The following is a 17,665-nucleotide window of genomic DNA, read 5'->3' on the forward strand; positions in this document are numbered from 1 at the left end:
AAATAGTTCATTTTTACATCTATACCGTGCGGAAAGGTCGCCGATTATACAACTTTTTGTTATTAGGAGCTATAAAAAAACGACCTCCGACCTTCACCGATATAAAATTCCCTATCCTATTCCCCTCTAATTGATTATAATCTCCGTTCAAATTTATTTCCGTTCCCACTAAAGTAGAGAGAGTATTATGTCAAACACAACAGCTATTACAAATGTATTCAAGTTAATCGAAGAAAATAATATTAAGTTTGTTCTTCTTCGTTTTACCGATATCAAAGGTAAAGAACATGGGGTTTCCCTGCCGGTCAGTTTAGTTGATGAGGACTTGTTTGAAGACGGTAAAATGTTTGATGGCTCCTCAGTTGAAGGTTGGAAAGCCATAAATAAGGCAGATATGTTATTGATGCCAATTGCTGAAACCGCCGTTGTTGATCCTTTTGCTCAAATTCCGACACTTTCAATCCGTTGCAGTATTTTTGAACCGACTACCATGCAAAGTTATGACAGAGATCCACGCTCAATTGCCATGCGTGCAGAAAATTATATGCGTTCAACAGGCGTTGCGGATGATGTATTTTTTGGCCCTGAACCAGAGTTTTTCTTATTTGATGATGTGCGTTTTGATGTCTCGATGAACAGTAACTCTTATACTGTCGACGATATTGAGGCAGCATGGAATACAAATAAACACTATGAAGGTGGAAATAAAGCCTATCGTCCTTTGAAGAAAGGGGGATATTGTGCAGTTGCACCGAATGATATCGCACATGATATTCGCTCGGAAATGTGTTTGTTAATGGAAGAAATGGGATTAGTGATTGAAGCCCATCACCACGAAGTTGCAACAGCGGGGCAAAATGAAATTGCCACTAAATTTAATACACTTACGTTAAAAGCAGACGAAACGCAAATTTATAAATATATTGTGCAAAATGTTGCGTATGAACATGGCAAGACAGCTTGCTTTATGCCAAAGCCGATTATAAACGACAACGGTTCAGGTATGCATTGCAACATGTCTTTGAGTAAGGACGGGAAAAATATTTTCCAAGGTGATAAATATGCAGGTCTTTCTGAGACCGCACTTTATTTCATTGGGGGGATTATTAAGCATGCCAAAGCCTTAAATGCGTTTACCAACCCATCAACCAACTCTTATAAACGCTTAGTTCCGGGGTTTGAAGCACCTGTTTTATTGGCTTATTCAGCAAGTAACCGCTCTGCATCAATTCGTATTCCGGCGGTTACTAATCCTAAGGCTATTCGTATTGAAGCACGTTTCCCCGATCCGTTGGCTAACCCATACTTAGCGTTTTCAGCATTATTAATGGCTGGTTTAGACGGTATTCAAAACAAACTTTACCCTGGTGATGCAATGGACAAAAACCTCTATGATTTACCGCCGGAAGAACTGAAAGACATTCCTGCCGTTGCAAGTTCATTAAGTGAAGCGTTAGATAATTTAGAAAAAGATTATGAATTCTTAACGCATGGTAAAGTGTTCAGCAAAGAATTTATTGATACGTTTATTGCAATGAAACGTAAAGAAGTGGAACGTTTAAATATGACACCACATCCAGTAGAATTTGAAATGTACTACGCTTAATACTGGTTAGATAAACAAAAAGCGACTAAATTTGTTTGATCTGACCTCACAGGCTAGACAGATTTAATTCAAGGACTGTGTTATATCATTTACAGGTCGCAGTCCTTTTAGTTTCACGTGAATATATTCAAATTGTTGTAATAAAGTATCTGAAATTTTCCCGACTTACTCTGATAAGAGGATATTTTCTTCGCTGGCAATTCTTAATTTTATACCGCACTTTTTACTCTTTTTTTCTCAGCGAAACTTCTCCTCCGTTAAATTTTCTCAACACTCCATTATTCAACGCTACTAATAGATAACCCTCTTCATCAATACCTTGCTCAATTCCACAAACGATTTCTTTTTCGCTAATAATATTTACTTCTTGTCCAAAAAAATAATCCAACTTAATCCAACGCTGAAAAAAAGCATGCATTCCCTGTTGCTCAAAAATAGTCAAATATTGATACCATTTTTTTACTAATTGAATTGCAAGATCATTACGATCTATTTCCGGCAAAGTTTCCAATAATTCCGCCCAAGGTTGATCAATTTTGTTTTCTTGCGGTAAAGATAAATTTATCCCAATGCCAACGATAAAATTAAGTAATCCATTTTTAGCATTGACGATTTCAACTAAAATTCCTGCTAATTTCCGTCCGAACAATAGCAGATCATTCGGCCATTTTAACTTAACCCCCGCACCCATTTCATTTAGCACTTCAGCAGTTGCCAGTCCTAATACTGAACTTAAACCGTTTAACGAAACTGTCGGATTGAATGTCCAATAAAAACTCACCATTAGTTGACCGGCAAAAGGCGATTGCCATTCCCGTCCTCGTCTACCTCGCCCTGCAAATTGATACTCGGTAAAACACAAGTCTCCTTTTTTCAACTGTAAAATGTTTTCCATGAGATACTGATTAGTTGAATTGATAATAGGGTGATAATAAATCTTATAGGGACTCAATTTTGTTGCCAAATAAGAGAGATTTAATAAAGGAAGTTGCGGTTTTAAAGAAATATTTTGCTCATCAATAACAATAAAAATTCCCTGTTGCCTTAATTGTGCTATCCGCTCTTCCAGCTGTTCTTTTGTCAGGTCTAAAAGTGCGGTCAAATTTTCATAAGAATAAGGTTTGCAATCTGCTAGAATAGACAATAATTTAAACATTTTTTCCTCATCGTTCCTATTACATAAAATCTCTGTTAAACGCATTTTTAACACAATCTTTTTCAAGAAGAAATAATTATAAAAAAGCATTTTCAAACAAGTATGAGATCTGTATAATCCCGACGCAATATTTTTTATCCTTAATCTTAATAGAGAGAATATTGCTATGTTACGCATCAAACAAGAAGCTTTAACTTTTGACGACGTTCTATTAGTTCCGGCTCATTCTACAGTACTTCCAAATACTGCCAATCTTTCAACTCACCTGACCAAAGAAATCCGTCTAAATATTCCCATGTTATCCGCCGCAATGGATACCGTTACCGAGGCTAAATTGGCTATTTCTTTAGCTCAAGAGGGCGGTATCGGATTTATTCATAAAAATATGACCATTGAACGTCAAGCAGATCGTGTGCGTAAAGTAAAAAAATTCGAAAGTGGAATTGTATCTGAACCGGTTACCGTTTCACCAACAATGACGTTAACTGAATTAGCGGAATTGGCTAAGAAAAACGGGTTTGCAGGTTATCCTGTAGTTGATGAACAAAAAGGGTTGGTAGGGATCATTACAGGGCGTGATACACGTTTCGTTTCAGACTTGAATAAAACTGTTGCGGATTTTATGACCCCAAAAGATCGTTTAGTTACTGTGAAAGAAGGGGCTACTCGAGAAGAAATTTTCCATTTAATGCACGAACATCGTGTTGAAAAAGTGCTGGTAGTGGATAACAGCTTTAAACTAAAAGGAATGATTACCTTAAAAGACTACCAAAAGGCCGAAAGTAAGCCGAATGCGTGTAAAGATGAATTTGGTCGTTTACGTGTTGGTGCCGCAGTCGGTGCCGGTCCCGGTAATGAAGAACGTATTGAAGCCTTAGTAAATGCCGGTGTGGACATTTTATTGATTGATTCATCACACGGACATTCCGAAGGCGTGTTGCAACGGGTACGTGAAACTCGTGCTAAATATCCAAATTTACCTATTATTGCAGGGAATATTGCAACAGCGGAAGGTGCGATTGCATTAGCTGATGCGGGGGCAAGTGCGGTTAAAGTTGGGATTGGACCGGGATCAATTTGTACGACTCGTATTGTAACAGGTGTGGGGGTGCCACAAATTACGGCGATTGCTGATGCTGCTGAAGCATTGCGTGAGCGTGGTATTCCAGTGATTGCCGATGGTGGTATCCGCTATTCGGGTGACATCGCTAAAGCGATTGCAGCAGGTGCATCTTGTGTTATGGTCGGATCAATGTTTGCAGGAACGGAAGAAGCACCGGGTGAAATCGAACTTTATCAAGGGCGAGCATTTAAATCTTACCGAGGTATGGGTTCCCTTGGTGCAATGTCAAAAGGATCTTCCGATCGTTATTTTCAATCCGATAATGCTGCGGATAAGCTAGTGCCTGAAGGGATTGAAGGGCGTATTCCATACAAAGGCTTATTAAAAGAAATTATCCACCAACAAATGGGTGGATTACGTTCTTGCATGGGCTTAACCGGCTGTGCGACTATCGAAGAATTACGCACTAAAGCCCAATTTGTACGTATCAGCGGAGCAGGCATCAAAGAGAGTCACGTTCACGATGTGACCATTACCAAAGAAGCACCGAATTATCGAATGGGCTGATATAACAAACGGTTGGTTTTTGCAAAATTTGCAGAATTTGTGTCGCTTGTACTGAGATAAGGAGCATAAAATGAAAAAATTAGGTTTGATTTCTATACTGTTATTGTCCGGCTGTGGCATTTTTGGTCCATCATATTCAGGGCAAACAACAGCAGACTGGTTATTAAAATCAGATACAGAAAGCACTATTAGGCTATATTTTCGTGCTATAAATAATTGTGGAATAGAAAAAATCCATACGGAAATCAATTCAATACCGAGTGCAGGTAATGTAAATGAAACTTGGACTGTAACAGGCTGTAATATAACAAACGTTTTTAATGTGAAATATGTTAGTGACGGTCATGGCGGGACTTACTTTCGCGTATCTAAAAAATAAACTAAAACTTTAGGAAACAAAATGACAAATATCCATCACCATAAAATCCTCATTTTAGATTTCGGTTCACAATATACGCAACTTATCGCACGTCGTGTACGTGAAATCGGGGTGTATTGCGAGCTATGGGCTTGGGATGTAACGGAAGCACAGATCCGTGAATTTAACCCAACAGGGATTATTCTTTCTGGCGGACCGGAAAGTACGACTGAAGCGAATAGTCCACGTGCAACTGAATACGTTTTCAATGCAGGTGTACCCGTTTTAGGTATTTGCTACGGCATGCAAACCATGGCAATGCAGTTGGGCGGTTTAACAGAAACTTCTACGCATCGTGAGTTTGGCTATGCTGAAGTTTCTCTACGAAATCCAACCGCACTTTTTGATCATCTCAATGATGATGCGACCACTTCTCAGACTACACTTGATGTTTGGATGAGCCACGGCGATAAAGTGACTCGCCTACCTGATAATTTCCAAATTACAGGCATGACCTCGACTTGCCCGATCGCGGCTATGTCAGATGAAAGCCGTCGTTTCTATGGCGTGCAATTCCACCCCGAAGTTACCCACACAAAGTGCGGTCAAAAATTACTGCAAAATTTTGTGGTAGATATTTGCGGTTGCGAAACCAATTGGACCGCAGAAAATATCATCGAAGATGCAGTGGCTCGCATTAAAGCACAAGTGGGCGATGATGAAGTAATTTTAGGCTTGTCAGGTGGCGTGGATTCATCTGTTACCGCACTTTTATTGCATCGTGCCATCGGTAAAAATTTACATTGTGTCTTTGTCGATAACGGCTTACTCCGTCTAAATGAAGGCGATCAGGTCATGGAAATGTTCGGTGATAAATTCGGCTTGAATATTATTCGAGTAGAAGCAGAAGATCGCTTTTTAGAAGCATTAAAAGGAATTGATGAACCGGAAGCAAAACGCAAAACTATCGGTAAAGTATTCGTTGATGTATTCGATGATGAAGCAAAAAAATTAACTGACGTAAAATGGTTAGCTCAAGGTACGATTTACCCTGATGTTATCGAATCGGCAGCAAGCAAAACCGGAAAAGCCCACGTTATCAAATCTCACCACAATGTAGGAGGCTTACCCGATTATATGAAATTAGGTTTAGTTGAGCCATTACGTGAACTCTTCAAAGATGAAGTGCGTAAAATCGGCTTGGCACTCGGCTTGCCTGCAGAAATGCTTAATCGCCACCCATTCCCAGGCCCTGGATTAGGTGTACGTGTACTGGGTGAAATCAAAAAAGAATATTGCGATTTACTGCGTAAAGCCGATGCAATTTTTATCGAAGAACTGCATAAAGCAGATTGGTACTACAAAGTCAGCCAAGCGTTCAGTGTCTTCTTGCCGGTAAAATCTGTCGGGGTAATGGGCGACGGTCGTAAATATGATTGGGTTATTAGCCTAAGAGCGGTCGAAACCATTGACTTTATGACCGCACATTGGGCAAACCTACCTTATGATTTATTAGGTAAAATCTCAAATCGCATTATCAACGAAGTCAACGGCATCTCCCGTGTAGTTTATGATATCTCAGGCAAACCACCGGCAACGATTGAGTGGGAGTAGTTAAAAACAGGCTCTAAAGCCTTATAAATAGCTGTTTTGTAAGTGGCGTGCTTGCAAAATGCTTGTAAATTTTAGAAATGGGTCACCTGAAGAGTAATTCTTTGGGTGATTTTTTTGTATTTAAAAATGCTACAGGAAGTTCCCATAGCATTTCATTTTAATAATCATGAATTAAATAATAAATTCTTAGCTAATTTTTTTTGCATAGAAAAGTTTTACTTGTCTTAAGTCATACATTAATTCGGTATATTTATTATAATCACGATAAAATAAATCCTTTATGATAGGTACCAAAGAAAATATGAGTGAAAAAATTAGTAAAATTAAGATTATTGCTAATGCAGCCATATTAAGTATATCGGTTGGGGTAGCTGCTTCACTAATTTTCTTTGCAACAAATATGACAATAGGAATAATGATAGCACCTAATGTTTTAAAAGGTTTTTCGAATTGTGACAAGAAATCACATTCGGCTTGTGCATATTTTGCTTCCGTGATTAGCATATCAATGGAATCTACATTTTCTATGTTAATCTTATATTTTTTTAAAACCTCAATGGTCATGCCCATTCGCTTTTCAGAATAAGGAATGTGGTGATTTTCAAGCATGTGACTAAGATTACTCTTTTTAGAATCAATTATAGCAAAAATTATAAGCGAAATTAAGCTTAATCCTATTGGGATAAATGAAAATATATTTTGTTTAAAAATAAGCAAAATTCCACTGATGATAATTCCAGTAAGAAAAATAATTATAAAAATCTTTCTGTAAAGTGGAAGTTCAGTAAATGGAATGGTACTTTTGATATCTTTTAAACCAAATTTGTAGCTGATAAATAAATCACTAAATCTCATATATGTACCTCTCGTTTATTTGTAGTGTAATGTTCTATATCAAAATTAAAAATTATAGAAGATTATTTTCTTTCAAGTATTCAATTCTCTTTTTTAAAATTTCATCTCTTGACAGTTCTTCAAATTCTTTCTGTGTTAGTGGAAGAGTGTAATACTCTACAGATTTATTTTTCATAGAATCAAACTGTTCTTTTGTAATAGAGTAAGACTCCAAGTCAAACAGATTATTGGACAATTCTTTTAGGATATTGCATACGTCAGCATTAAAAGCGTGCTCTTTATCATTACCATAGAATACAAGCTTAGCATTCCATTTATTTTCTTCTGTTTCAATATCATTATTGGGGAATTTGTCTTCCACAATTATTTCAAATCCGATTTCTTTTTTCATTGCAAGTTCATACATAAATAATACAAAATCTCTCATGCTTGAAAGACCTAAAGTATAGTCACTTCTTCCAGCAAGCCAGTCTAAAGATACTTTGCATTTATCGGCAATATCTATCAGAACATCTATTGTAGGATTGTTTTTTCCGTTTTCGTATGCAGACATAGAAGGCTGAGGGATTCCCAAAAACTCGGCAAATTCTTTTTGTGTTTTTTTATTTATAGAACGAAGATATTTCAATCGTTCCGATACAGTTTTACTATTCATATTAAAATCTCCTATATTTATTATATCTGATTATATCAAATCGTATACTAAAAATAAATAGAAATTCTGATAAAAATCAGAAATAACTATTTGCTTATATTATATAAATCAGTATGCTAATATATATCGCAAGTTAAAATAAACGAGGAAGGAGGAAAAATATGAGAAAAATGTATGTTGATGCTGAAGAAGTCAGCAAAGATTGGGGAGTTTCAAAACCTAAGGCATACAAAATGATAAAAGAATTAAGTGAGAGAATGTTAAAAGGCAATCCAAATCTGATAGTGATTGCAGGCAAAGTTAATCGAAAATTTTATGAAGAAAACTGTTATGGACAATCGAAAGAAGTGTAGGAGGTGGTGCTGTGTCAGCAAGCAAGGATAAAGAAAGAGGTACCTGGAAAATTTACTTGAGGTATGTTGATTGGCAAGGAGTAAAACAAATCCATACAAAACGTGGATTCGCTACAAAGAGAGAGGCATTGGAATATGAAAGGGAGTTTTTAGCGAGTAAGTCAAGAGATTTGAATATGTTATTTGAATCCTTTGTTGAAATCTATTTGAGCGATTTAAAGCCGAGGATTAAATACAACACTTATTTGACAAAGGTTCATATTATAGAAACGAAAATAATCCCGTACTTTGCCAAGAAATCTATAGCTGAAATAACAGCTTCGGATATTTTACAATGGCAAAATGAATTGCTTAAAAAGTCAGATGGTGAGGGGAAACAATATTCTCAAACTTACTTAAGAACAATTCAGAATGCAATTCTTAATCATGCCAATAAGTATTATGGCTTTACCGAGCTTAGACACCTTAAGAATAATATGGATGATTATCCGGGCAGAGAACAAAGGATAGAGAAAAAGCCGAGGGAAAGCATCTTGAAACAAATTAAAGAAATCGGGGAAGAAGATCGGGAAAGAAAGTTACCTAAAAATCGAGGTATTGAAAGATAAAATCGGGATTTCATTTTTTACAAAAAAATGTTATAAAAAACATAGAAATTCTATGCGAATGAATAGAGAAGAGGAGTATTATGAAATTCTCATATAACAAGTTATGGAAGTTGTTAATCGACAGAAATATGAATAAAGGCGATTTGCAGAAATTAATAGAAACCGGTCCGTCCACCATTTCAAGAATGGGACGAAACGAACCCGTAAGACTTGAAATCTTAGGAAGAATATGTGAGAGATTGAATTGTAACATTGAAGATATCATTGAGTATGAAAGAGGAAAACAAGATGTATAAATCAATTGATTTGTTTGCCGGTATCGGAGGGATCAGGCTTGGATTTGACCAGGCATTCGGAAAAAATATCAAGACCGTTTTTATAAGCGAATGGGATGAAAAAGCGGTAGAAACTTATAAAGCAAATTTTAATGACAGTATCGATGTAGTCGGAGATATTACAAAAGTTGATGAAAAAGATATTCCGGATCATGATATATTGCTTGCCGGCTTTCCATGTCAGGCGTTTTCTCTTGCAGGACATAAAAGAGGGTTCGAGGATGCGAGAGGGACATTGTTTTTTGATGTTGCAAGGATTATAAAGGAACATAAACCGAAAATTGTGTTTTGTGAAAATGTCAAAAACCTTGTTAATCATGATAGGGGGCGTACATTTCAGGTAATTAGAAATATTTTGGAAGAATTGGGATATGCGGTGTTTTATCAAGTTTTGAACAGTAAGGATTTCGGAGTTCCGCAAAACAGAGAAAGGATATATATTGTAGCATTCAGGAATGACATAGCACCTTCGAATTTTGTATTCCCTCAAAAAACGGATGATACAAAAGTTATAAAAGATATTGTTGAAGAAAAGGAAGTGTCTTCAAAATATTATTTATCTACAGCTTATCTGGCATCGTTAAAAAGGCACAAAGAAAGGCATGTTTCAAAAGGAAACGGCTTCGGATATGAAATCAGAGAAGCGACTTCCGTGGCGGGAGCTATTGTGTGCGGCGGAATGGGAAGAGAGAGAAATCTTATCATAGACGAGCGTTTGACGGACTTTACTCCGGTTACTCATATTAAAGGCGAGGTCAATCGGGAATACATTCGTAAAATGACTCCGAGAGAATGGGCAAGACTTCAAGGTTTTCCTGATGAATTCAAATTGCCGGTTGCGGATACACATTTATATAAACAATTCGGAAATTCGGTAACTGTTCCCGTCATACGTGCAATTGCTGGACAGATTAAGTTGTGCCTTGAAAAGGAAAAGCCGGAAATGAAACCAAGAGAAGAATCATATAAACAGATTGCGATTGCGTGGAGGTAGTATTAATGCTTACAGGGAATAAAGGAGAATGGTCGGAAATATATGTTTTATTAAGACTTTTGGCTGACGGAAAGATATATGCGGCCGACAGTGAATTGAATAAATTGGAAGATGTGTACTTCCCTATCATTAAGATAATAAGAGAAGAGAACAAAGGTGAAATCAAGGAATATGCTACAGGAGAGATCATATCCATATACATTAACGGTTCAAAAGTGAAAGAATTACCTGCGACCGAGTTTGAAACGCAGTCCGAACTTCTGTTAAATGAAATCAACTCTAAAACTTCAAAAGGAGCATTTTCTGTAGAAAAAACGCAGAATTTTATGGATAAAATTTTGTGCTATAAGTTGTCGGCACCTGCAACGGACAAAAGCGATATTACAATAAAAATAATCGATATAAATACCGGATACAGCCCTACGGTAGGGTTTTCCATAAAATCGGAATTGGGCTCTTCCCCTACCCTTTTAAATGCCGGAAAAACCACAAACTTTATTTATAAAATCATCCACAGTTGTCCCGACTTGGTTCGAGAAGCAAATGAAATATATGTTGTATCGGCGGGTAAAAATCACACGGATGTCAGAGGGCGTATCAATAAAATAATTGACGAAAACGGGCAATTGAAATATTGGAAAATGAATAATCAGACTTTTAGCGATAATTTGGTATTGATTGACAGTAATATGGATAAAATCATCGCCGAAACTCTTTTGTATTTCTATAGAGACGGGATTAGCAACTGCGATGAGATGGTTGCAAAACTTGAATGTGAAAATCCTATGAACTACGGAAATGTCAATGCTTACAGGTATAAATTCAAGAAGTTTCTAACCGCCGTAGCATTGGGAATGAAACCTGCTACGGTTTGGGATGGTGTGGATGAAGCGACCGGAGGGTATATTGTCGTAACGAAAGAAGGTGATGTTCTTGCATATCATATATACAACAGAAATTACTTTGAAGAATACTTACTGAAGAACACAAAATATGAAACGGCATCCACTTCAAGGCATGGTTTTGGAGAAATATACAGTGAGAATGGGGAAGATTTTATTAACTTAAATTTGCAAGTGAGATTCAGATAATGAAGAAAAAGAAGCCTATGACTAGAAGTCAGAATATGGCAAGAGTGAAAAGTAAAAATACAACACCTGAAGTTTTCTTGAGAAAACTTTTATGGCATAAGGGGTTCAGATATAGATTAAACTATAAGGAGTTGCCTGGAAGTCCTGATTTATATATTCCTAAATACAGAGTTGCTATCTTTGTAAACGGTTGCTTTTGGCACATGCATGAAAATTGCAGGCATTCATCCATTCCTAAAAACAATCACGATTTTTGGAAAAACAAACTTGAAGGAAATGTTGAAAGAGATAAGCAAAACTACATCAAACTTGAAAGCATGGGCATTAAAGTAATCGTTGTTTGGGGATGCGAAATTAAACAGATGATGAAAGACAAGGAATTAGTACAAAAGAGACTGGATAACTTAGTTTATGAGATTATACGCATTGTTGAAAAAGAATGAAATGTTAAAGCTGTTGAGCATAATATTGATATAATTTAAGGAGGAAATTATGGATATAAATACTTTAAAAACTAAGATGCAAGAAAATGATTTGGAATTCAATTTGTTTTTTACCAGAAAATTAAGAAATGGAAACTATGTGAGCTTTTCGCCTAACATTGATGCACAAATCTATGACGATTTAATTAGTTTAATAATAGATTATATTGATAAATTTGCAGATAAGTCGAGTGTAGATTATAATCCAACGGGGTATAGAGATGAGACTATAGAAAGTTGTAAAACTTCCTATATACGTGATTATTGTAGGGTTTTAGAAAGTTTTAATAATTCAGATCATGTTGAAACGGAAATAGATCCTGACAATTATAGTTTTTATACTTTTGAGATAACTAAAAATGATGATCAATTTCCCAATATAAAAATATTTAGAAGAGTAACCAAATTTAAGAAATTGCATTCAAGAGGGATTATTGCAAGATTCAACGGAAATACTCTAAATAAAATTGAAAGTAAATTAATTGGAATAGATGGAGAAGTAGATTTTATAGTTGTTAATGATGATATACTCATATTATCTCATTATTCATTAGAGATAATTTTTAATTTAGACGATCAATTTAGAGATACAGCATCAGATTTTTTAAATCAAGATGGGTTAAGTAATGGGATAACAAATTTTGAAAGCTTTTATGAAGATTGTTTAAATGATGGACGTTATAGAAAAACGCTTACAAAAATGACCAGCGAAAATATAAACGTTGCTAAAACTTATGAGAATCATGAAAATATTAAGAAAACTATAGATATTTTTAACTTAGAAATTAATTATAACGAAGAGCCTTCATTTTCAATAGTGTATGAAGATAAAAGTCAGATAATGGATATTTTAAGAATATTGAGAGATTCATATTATAGAAGTATCATTAATGAGCAAATAGGGGTAGATGATAAATAAAAAGGTGGTGTTTTATGAATAGCAGAATGGATAAATTTTATAACATAATGACAAGAACTATTATGTTTATATCATCCTATTTCCCACTTTACATTATGATTATAATTTTGTACCTTTCTAAAATAACAAAAGGATTCTTAGAAAAAAATATATTAATAATAGGCTTTACTACGTTAACGCTAGTCTTAATATTTATTTCAGTTATAAGCGTGACTTTATTGAAACTAGGAAAAGGAACTCGAGAAAAAGGTATTAACAATCTTGAAAATCCTGATGATACAGTATTAAGCTATATTATGACATATATAATTCCACTCATTACTAATGGAGATAACTCAAAAGAAGTTTATATAGTTAATATTCTTTTGTTTGTTTTGATTGGATATATTTATTTAAGATTAAATTTGATATATTTAAATCCTTTGTGGGCTATGTTTGGATATATTATATATAGAGATGCCAATAAAGAGATCGTAATAACTAATATTTCTAGAGAAGTGTTAAGGCATAAAGAAAAGTTAAAAGGCTATTATATGAGTAATGATATATTTGTTGCTCATAAAAAAGACAATTAGTTTTCTCGTCTTAATAAAATCCCAATGGTATAAAGAATGAGAAGCTAGAGAGGAGTATTTTCTCTGCTTGCAATATGCTTGCAAAAAATCGGACAAACAGAAATAAATTGGATAAAAAGGCTAAATCCGATAACAAAACCATTGATTTTATGTTGATTATATAAAATGAAATCAATGGACATTTCGAGTGGGAGTAGTTAAAAACAGGCTCTAAAGCCTTATAAATGGACATTTTTTGAGTGTTGTGCTTGCAATAAATCACCTGAAGGATAATTCTTCGGGTGATTATACTATTAATTCAGGGACTGTATTAGATTAGCCCTAAATGACACACATTTTCGTAGTGTTTTTAACTGCTCTTTAGATATTCCAAAGACTTACATTCCTTCAAAAATAAAGGAGAGTTTATTCGGTCAATTCCATTGTATTTTCAGAGTATTCGTTTGGCTTAGCCCCCAAATTTTCTATGTCGTTGATGTAGTCTTGTTTGACTGCCCCCGAAATGATTAATTCTTTCGTGGTGAAATTCACTTACATCAAGGGCTAAATGATAACGGATTAGCTCATGGATGTTTCGATAAAACAAGGCACTTGAATTTGGATTGATACCTAAAATATTAGCTGCTGATCGAGCTGTCACTTCTAACACAAAAAATTCAAGGAGCTTTTTCTATATAGATTTTTTAATTTACAATGAGTTGTCTTCATTTTTATAGACTAGCATACTTGCTAATCTAATGTTGCCCCCAAAATAAATCATATATTTTTTTATATTGATGAGTTTGATAGATAGACACTATCCTAAAAAATCACAAAGGCAGCTTGATTCTACAGGTGATAAGATTGGAAATCGGAAGCTTGGTAGAGAAGCAATTTAAAAGATATATTAATATCATAATTGCCCGAATTTTCGCTAAAAACGTAATATCGGGCAAATTATATGGCATTGTAAAGAGAATAAATGTGAAGCAGTTCACATTCTATACACAAATTATTGCTGTATGATGAAATAATTTGTTTTATTTTATATGAGAATTGAAAATATATTTCAAACTTGTTTCGTAATATATAAAGAGGAGTTTGTTATATGAATAGTAAATTTACCCCCCCCCCTCTCCATTTCCACGCCTGTTGGGAATCTATTAAACAGCATCAAGTTCCTGAATGGTATGAAGATGCTAAATTCGGGATTTTTATTCACTGGGGAATTTATTCCGTCCCCGCGTTTGCACCACCGACTTGTCAATTAGGCGAGATCGATATTGACGAGCAATGGTTCTGTAACAATCCATATGCCGAGTGGTATTTCAATTCAATTAACGTCAAAAAAGGTCCGACTTACGAGCATCATATCAAAACCTATGGTGAAGATTTCAGTTATGAACAGTTTATTCCACAATGGAAAGCGGAGAAGTGGCAACCTGCCGAATGGGCGGAGCTGTTTGCCAAAGCAGGTGCAAAATATGTGGTTCTGACGACTAAACACCACGACGGTTTTTGCTTATATCCGAGTAAATATACCGATTTCAACTGCACTGAAGTTGGTCCACAACGTGATTTGATGGGCGAGCTGACTGATAATGTGCGTGAAAAAGGGCTGAAAATGGGAGCTTACTACTCTGGTATTATAGACTGGACCTACTCTTCTGCACCGATTTTCACCGAGAGTCAAAACTTTTCCAATGCTTGCCCAACCTATGAATACGCCGATTACGCTTATAAACAAGTGGTTGAGCTGATTGATAAATATAAACCTGATGTACTTTGGAATGACATCGGCTGGCCGAAAGCCGGTGAACATATGCTTCCGCACTTGTTTGCACACTACTACAACAGCGTGCCACACGGTGTGGTTGATGACCGTTGGAACAAGCTCTGGTGCGATTTCACCTCAAAAGAGTACAAACACGGCGTGGCTTCGCGTGATAAAAAATGGGAAATGTGCCGTGGTATGGGCTTATCATTTGGTTACAACAAAGTGGAAGATGAAAGCCACTTGATTTCAGTGAAAGATCTGATTTCGCTCTTAGTAGAAACCGTGGCAGACAACGGTAACCTGTTGCTCAACATCGGCCCAAAAGCAGACGGTACTATTCCACAAGAGCAAGTTGAACGCCTACTCGCTTTGGGTAAATGGTTGGAGCAAAACGGTGAAGGGATTTATCGCTCCCGTTGCAGTAAATATTCCCCCGAAACTGTAAACGGTGTAACCGTGCGTTACACCAAAGTCGGCCAAGATCTCTATCTCTATATTGATGGTTTAGCCGAAGGCAAAACCAGTTTGCCACTTTCCGTATTCGGCGAGTTACAAGCACTCAATCCGGCACTGGATTTTGCCGTGGAGCAAACCGCAGCAGGTCGAGTATTACACATCAACAACTACCAAGCAGATTGGTATGTGTTGGGCTTCAAAATTGTTGATGGAGAAAAATAATTATGTCTATCTCACATCGATTTATTGATTTTATGAATACGAACGTGGCACCGGTTGCCCGTCGTATGGAAAACCAACCGCACATTTCTGCTATTCGTGATGGCTTTATTGTAGTGCTACCATTCTTGATTGTCGGTAGTTTTATTATGATTTTGCTCATTCCACCGTTTGATGAAAATACCACGAATGCGTTTGGTCAAGCATGGTGGCGTTTTGCTAACTGGGCAAGTCCATATGGTTGGAACTTCTTCCAAATGTCGTTTAATGCGATTTCGTTGTTTACCTCAGCCAGTATCGCTTACAACTTAGCGAAAGCGTATAAACGTGAACCACTGCCGGCGACATTCTTGTCTGTGATGACCTTCTTACTGGTGGCTGCACCGGTGAAAGATGGTGCAATGGACATCAAATTCTTTGGCGGTATCGGGCTATTCTCAGCGATCTTTATTGCGATTTATACTGTTGAAATGACTCGCTTGCTAGAGTTCTTAAAAATCAAAATTCGGTTGCCGAAAGAAGTTCCATATGCAGTTGCGGAATCACTGAATATCGTCATCCCAATTTTAGCAGTGTTAGTAACAATTTATCCGTTCTCTATTTGGGTGGAAGAGTATTCGAGTCGTAACATTCCACAGTTGATTATGGACGTTATGGCACCGTTGATTGCCGTAAGTGATTCCTTAGGTGCAATCTGCTTGTTTGTTATTGCTACTCACTTACTTTGGTTTTTAGGAATTAATGGGTCACTAGTGTTAATGCAACTTTGGACACCGTTTCTATTGCAAAACATGGCAGCAAATTTGGCGGCTTTTCAAGCTGGCGAACCGCTACCTTTTATCATCACTAACTCATTTTGGGATTTCTATATCGTGCACGGTGCATCAGGCGGTGTTATTGCGTTAGCTTTTTTGCTGGTACGTAGTAAATCCGCACATTTGCGTTCTATCGGTAAAATCGGTTTGGTGCCATCTTTCTTCTCTATCGGAGAACCGATTGTGTATGGTGTACCAATGGTCGTAAACCCACTTTTCTTTATCCCACTTATTTTTGCACCATTAGCCAATTCAATCATTGCCTATCTAATTTTGGATTTTGATTTAATCCATCGCATTTACTTAATGGCACCGTGGACAACCCCTGCTCCGATTGGTGCTTACTTGGTGTCCGCTGGGGATATTTGGGCACCGGTATTAAGTATTGCACTGATTATTCTCGATATTTTAATCTACTATCCATTCTTTAAGATGTACGAAAAAATCTGTGTTGAAAAAGAGCGGAACCAAGTATTAGATGAGGCTGCACAAAAGGAGTTGATTGAAAAAGCGAAAATGGCAGCACAGTAATTTATAATACCTAATTTGTAAATACGCCTTCTTAACTTGATTTTAAAGTTTTTTAAGAAAGGGGTATTTGCAGATTGGATATAGATACGACCGGATTGGTTTTACTTACCGACGACGGACAATGGTCACACCGCGTAACTTCGCCAAAACACCTCTGCGACAAAACCTATCTCGTCACCCTTGCCGATCCGGTAGAAGACTTCTATCAAGCGGAAATCGAAAAAGGCATTTTATTGCGCGGCGAAAAAACGCCAACTAAACCGGCAACGCTTGAAATCTTAGATGACTACAATGTGAATTTAACCATCAGCGAAGGACGTTATCATCAAGTCAAACGAATGTTTGCCGCACTGGGCAACAAAGTGGTCGATTTGCACCGTTGGAAAATTGGTGTCATCATGCTGGATGACAATTTATCGGATGGCGAGTTTCGCCCATTAAGTGAAGCGGAAATTGCTGTTTTTAATCAAGGATCAAGATCGTGAATCAAACAACCAAAGCCGGCTTTATCTAACCGTGCCGTAAATCAGTGCCACAGATGTACCGGCTTGCTACGATCTTTGGTGATTTGGGTCATGTTTAATCCGTGAAATTCCGACTGAAATCGATAGCGGATTATCCGAACACGCTAAATCATTGAGTATTGAAGAGCCGGAC

General features: G+C 36.6%; 17 protein-coding genes and 2 pseudogenes. 15 read left to right on the top strand and 4 right to left on the bottom strand.

Annotation, left to right across the window (positions count from 1 at the left end; genetic code table 11):
* The first annotated feature begins 187 nt into the window (after nt 1-187).
* Nucleotides 188-1,606: a type I glutamate--ammonia ligase gene (glnA, locus tag HNR69_RS03675; protein WP_075294323.1), complete on the top strand. Its 1,419-nt coding sequence runs from the start codon at nt 188-190 to the stop codon at nt 1,604-1,606.
* A 223-nt stretch (nt 1,607-1,829) separates the two neighbouring features.
* Here glnA and birA read toward each other — a convergent pair whose 3' ends face one another.
* Nucleotides 1,830-2,762, bottom strand: coding sequence for a bifunctional biotin--[acetyl-CoA-carboxylase] ligase/biotin operon repressor BirA (gene birA, locus HNR69_RS03680; protein WP_075294322.1), 933 nt, complete (start codon nt 2,760-2,762; stop codon nt 1,830-1,832).
* A gap of 166 nt (nt 2,763-2,928) precedes the next feature.
* Between birA and guaB the strand changes: the two genes are divergently transcribed.
* The 3 genes from guaB to guaA all read left to right on the top strand — a co-directional run bounded on the left by guaB (nt 2,929) and on the right by guaA (nt 6,364).
* Nucleotides 2,929-4,392, top strand: coding sequence for an IMP dehydrogenase (gene guaB / locus HNR69_RS03685; protein ID WP_075294321.1), 1,464 nt, complete (start codon nt 2,929-2,931; stop codon nt 4,390-4,392).
* 70 nt (nt 4,393-4,462) lie between these two features.
* On the top strand, nt 4,463-4,771 hold the full coding sequence (locus HNR69_RS03690) for a hypothetical protein (RefSeq protein WP_041605033.1): 309 nt from the start codon (nt 4,463-4,465) through the stop codon (nt 4,769-4,771).
* Nucleotides 4,772-4,792: 21 nt separating this feature from the next.
* Nucleotides 4,793-6,364: a glutamine-hydrolyzing GMP synthase gene (guaA, locus tag HNR69_RS03695; protein ID WP_075294320.1), complete on the top strand. Its 1,572-nt coding sequence runs from the start codon at nt 4,793-4,795 to the stop codon at nt 6,362-6,364.
* 186 nt (nt 6,365-6,550) lie between these two features.
* Here the strand turns inward: guaA and HNR69_RS03700 are convergent, their stop codons facing one another.
* Together HNR69_RS03700 and HNR69_RS03705 are read right to left on the bottom strand one after the other, a co-directional pair.
* Nucleotides 6,551-7,219, bottom strand: a complete 669-nt coding sequence (locus HNR69_RS03700) for a hypothetical protein (RefSeq protein WP_075294319.1) — start codon at nt 7,217-7,219, stop codon at nt 6,551-6,553.
* A 52-nt stretch (nt 7,220-7,271) separates the two neighbouring features.
* A complete protein-coding gene (locus HNR69_RS03705) occupies nt 7,272-7,874 on the bottom strand; it encodes a helix-turn-helix domain-containing protein (protein WP_075294318.1) in 603 nt (200 codons plus the stop codon).
* A 161-nt stretch (nt 7,875-8,035) separates the two neighbouring features.
* Here HNR69_RS03705 and HNR69_RS03710 point away from each other — a divergent pair, with 161 nt between their 5' ends.
* The 8 genes from HNR69_RS03710 to HNR69_RS03745 all read left to right on the top strand — a co-directional run bounded on the left by HNR69_RS03710 (nt 8,036) and on the right by HNR69_RS03745 (nt 13,231).
* Complete coding sequence (locus tag HNR69_RS03710) at nt 8,036-8,227, top strand: hypothetical protein (RefSeq protein WP_075294317.1); 192 nt, start codon at nt 8,036-8,038, stop codon at nt 8,225-8,227.
* An 11-nt stretch (nt 8,228-8,238) separates the two neighbouring features.
* On the top strand, nt 8,239-8,835 hold the full coding sequence (locus HNR69_RS03715; protein ID WP_198351454.1) for a tyrosine-type recombinase/integrase: 597 nt from the start codon (nt 8,239-8,241) through the stop codon (nt 8,833-8,835).
* 80 nt (nt 8,836-8,915) lie between these two features.
* The gene (locus tag HNR69_RS03720) at nt 8,916-9,131 is read left to right on the top strand and encodes a helix-turn-helix domain-containing protein (protein ID WP_008752997.1); all 216 of its coding nucleotides are present in this window, start codon (nt 8,916-8,918) and stop codon (nt 9,129-9,131) included.
* Complete coding sequence (locus tag HNR69_RS03725) at nt 9,124-10,164, top strand: DNA cytosine methyltransferase (protein WP_075294316.1); 1,041 nt, start codon at nt 9,124-9,126, stop codon at nt 10,162-10,164. Before HNR69_RS03720 ends, HNR69_RS03725 begins: the two co-directional genes overlap by 8 nt.
* Nucleotides 10,165-10,169: 5 nt before the next feature.
* Nucleotides 10,170-11,255, top strand: a complete 1,086-nt coding sequence (locus HNR69_RS03730) for an HpaII family restriction endonuclease (protein WP_075294315.1) — start codon at nt 10,170-10,172, stop codon at nt 11,253-11,255.
* Nucleotides 11,255-11,698, top strand: a complete 444-nt coding sequence (locus tag HNR69_RS03735) for a very short patch repair endonuclease (protein ID WP_075294314.1) — start codon at nt 11,255-11,257, stop codon at nt 11,696-11,698. Before HNR69_RS03730 ends, HNR69_RS03735 begins: the two co-directional genes overlap by 1 nt.
* A gap of 49 nt (nt 11,699-11,747) precedes the next feature.
* Nucleotides 11,748-12,656 (top strand): Kiwa anti-phage protein KwaB-like domain-containing protein, encoded by a 909-nt coding sequence (locus HNR69_RS03740; RefSeq protein WP_135026490.1) that lies wholly within the window; start codon nt 11,748-11,750, stop codon nt 12,654-12,656.
* Between the two features lie 14 nt (nt 12,657-12,670).
* The gene (locus HNR69_RS03745; RefSeq protein ID WP_081376599.1) at nt 12,671-13,231 is read left to right on the top strand and encodes a KwaA family protein; all 561 of its coding nucleotides are present in this window, start codon (nt 12,671-12,673) and stop codon (nt 13,229-13,231) included.
* 526 nt (nt 13,232-13,757) lie between these two features.
* On the opposite strand, the pseudogene HNR69_RS09740 reads toward HNR69_RS03745, so the two are convergent.
* Nucleotides 13,758-13,939: pseudogene (locus HNR69_RS09740) on the bottom strand (IS1595 family transposase); the annotation flags it as partial.
* A gap of 379 nt (nt 13,940-14,318) precedes the next feature.
* Here HNR69_RS09740 and HNR69_RS03755 point away from each other — a divergent pair.
* The 3 genes and pseudogenes from HNR69_RS03755 to HNR69_RS03765 all read left to right on the top strand — a co-directional run.
* Nucleotides 14,319-15,665 carry an alpha-L-fucosidase gene (locus HNR69_RS03755; RefSeq protein ID WP_075294312.1) on the top strand — a complete coding sequence of 449 codons (1,347 nt, stop codon included), beginning with the start codon at nt 14,319-14,321 and terminating at the stop codon, nt 15,663-15,665.
* Between the two features lie 2 nt (nt 15,666-15,667).
* Nucleotides 15,668-17,008 (top strand): PTS sugar transporter subunit IIC, encoded by a 1,341-nt coding sequence (locus tag HNR69_RS03760; RefSeq protein WP_075294311.1) that lies wholly within the window; start codon nt 15,668-15,670, stop codon nt 17,006-17,008.
* A 71-nt stretch (nt 17,009-17,079) separates the two neighbouring features.
* A pseudogene (locus HNR69_RS03765) lies at nt 17,080-17,493 on the top strand (pseudouridine synthase); the annotation flags it as partial.
* Nucleotides 17,494-17,665: the final 172 nt, after the last annotated feature.

Source organism: Histophilus somni, assembly GCF_014202395.1.
GTDB classification, from domain to species: domain Bacteria; phylum Pseudomonadota; class Gammaproteobacteria; order Enterobacterales; family Pasteurellaceae; genus Histophilus; species Histophilus somni.

Coding starts and splice junctions, on each gene's coding strand:
- HNR69_RS03690 (WP_041605033.1), top strand. CDS start 4,463: ATGAAAAAATTAGGTTTGATTTCTATACTGTTATTGTCCGGCTGTGGC.
- HNR69_RS03740 (WP_135026490.1), top strand. CDS start 11,748: ATGGATATAAATACTTTAAAAACTAAGATGCAAGAAAATGATTTGGAA.
- HNR69_RS03745 (WP_081376599.1), top strand. CDS start 12,671: ATGAATAGCAGAATGGATAAATTTTATAACATAATGACAAGAACTATT.
- HNR69_RS03730 (WP_075294315.1), top strand. CDS start 10,170: ATGCTTACAGGGAATAAAGGAGAATGGTCGGAAATATATGTTTTATTA.
- HNR69_RS03705 (WP_075294318.1), bottom strand. CDS start 7,874: ATGAATAGTAAAACTGTATCGGAACGATTGAAATATCTTCGTTCTATA.
- HNR69_RS03760 (WP_075294311.1), top strand. CDS start 15,668: ATGTCTATCTCACATCGATTTATTGATTTTATGAATACGAACGTGGCA.
- HNR69_RS03755 (WP_075294312.1), top strand. CDS start 14,319: ATGAATAGTAAATTTACCCCCCCCCCTCTCCATTTCCACGCCTGTTGG.
- birA (WP_075294322.1), bottom strand. CDS start 2,762: ATGTTTAAATTATTGTCTATTCTAGCAGATTGCAAACCTTATTCTTAT.
- HNR69_RS03700 (WP_075294319.1), bottom strand. CDS start 7,219: ATGAGATTTAGTGATTTATTTATCAGCTACAAATTTGGTTTAAAAGAT.
- guaB (WP_075294321.1), top strand. CDS start 2,929: ATGTTACGCATCAAACAAGAAGCTTTAACTTTTGACGACGTTCTATTA.
- HNR69_RS03735 (WP_075294314.1), top strand. CDS start 11,255: ATGAAGAAAAAGAAGCCTATGACTAGAAGTCAGAATATGGCAAGAGTG.
- glnA (WP_075294323.1), top strand. CDS start 188: ATGTCAAACACAACAGCTATTACAAATGTATTCAAGTTAATCGAAGAA.
- HNR69_RS03720 (WP_008752997.1), top strand. CDS start 8,916: ATGAAATTCTCATATAACAAGTTATGGAAGTTGTTAATCGACAGAAAT.
- guaA (WP_075294320.1), top strand. CDS start 4,793: ATGACAAATATCCATCACCATAAAATCCTCATTTTAGATTTCGGTTCA.
- HNR69_RS03710 (WP_075294317.1), top strand. CDS start 8,036: ATGAGAAAAATGTATGTTGATGCTGAAGAAGTCAGCAAAGATTGGGGA.
- HNR69_RS03725 (WP_075294316.1), top strand. CDS start 9,124: ATGTATAAATCAATTGATTTGTTTGCCGGTATCGGAGGGATCAGGCTT.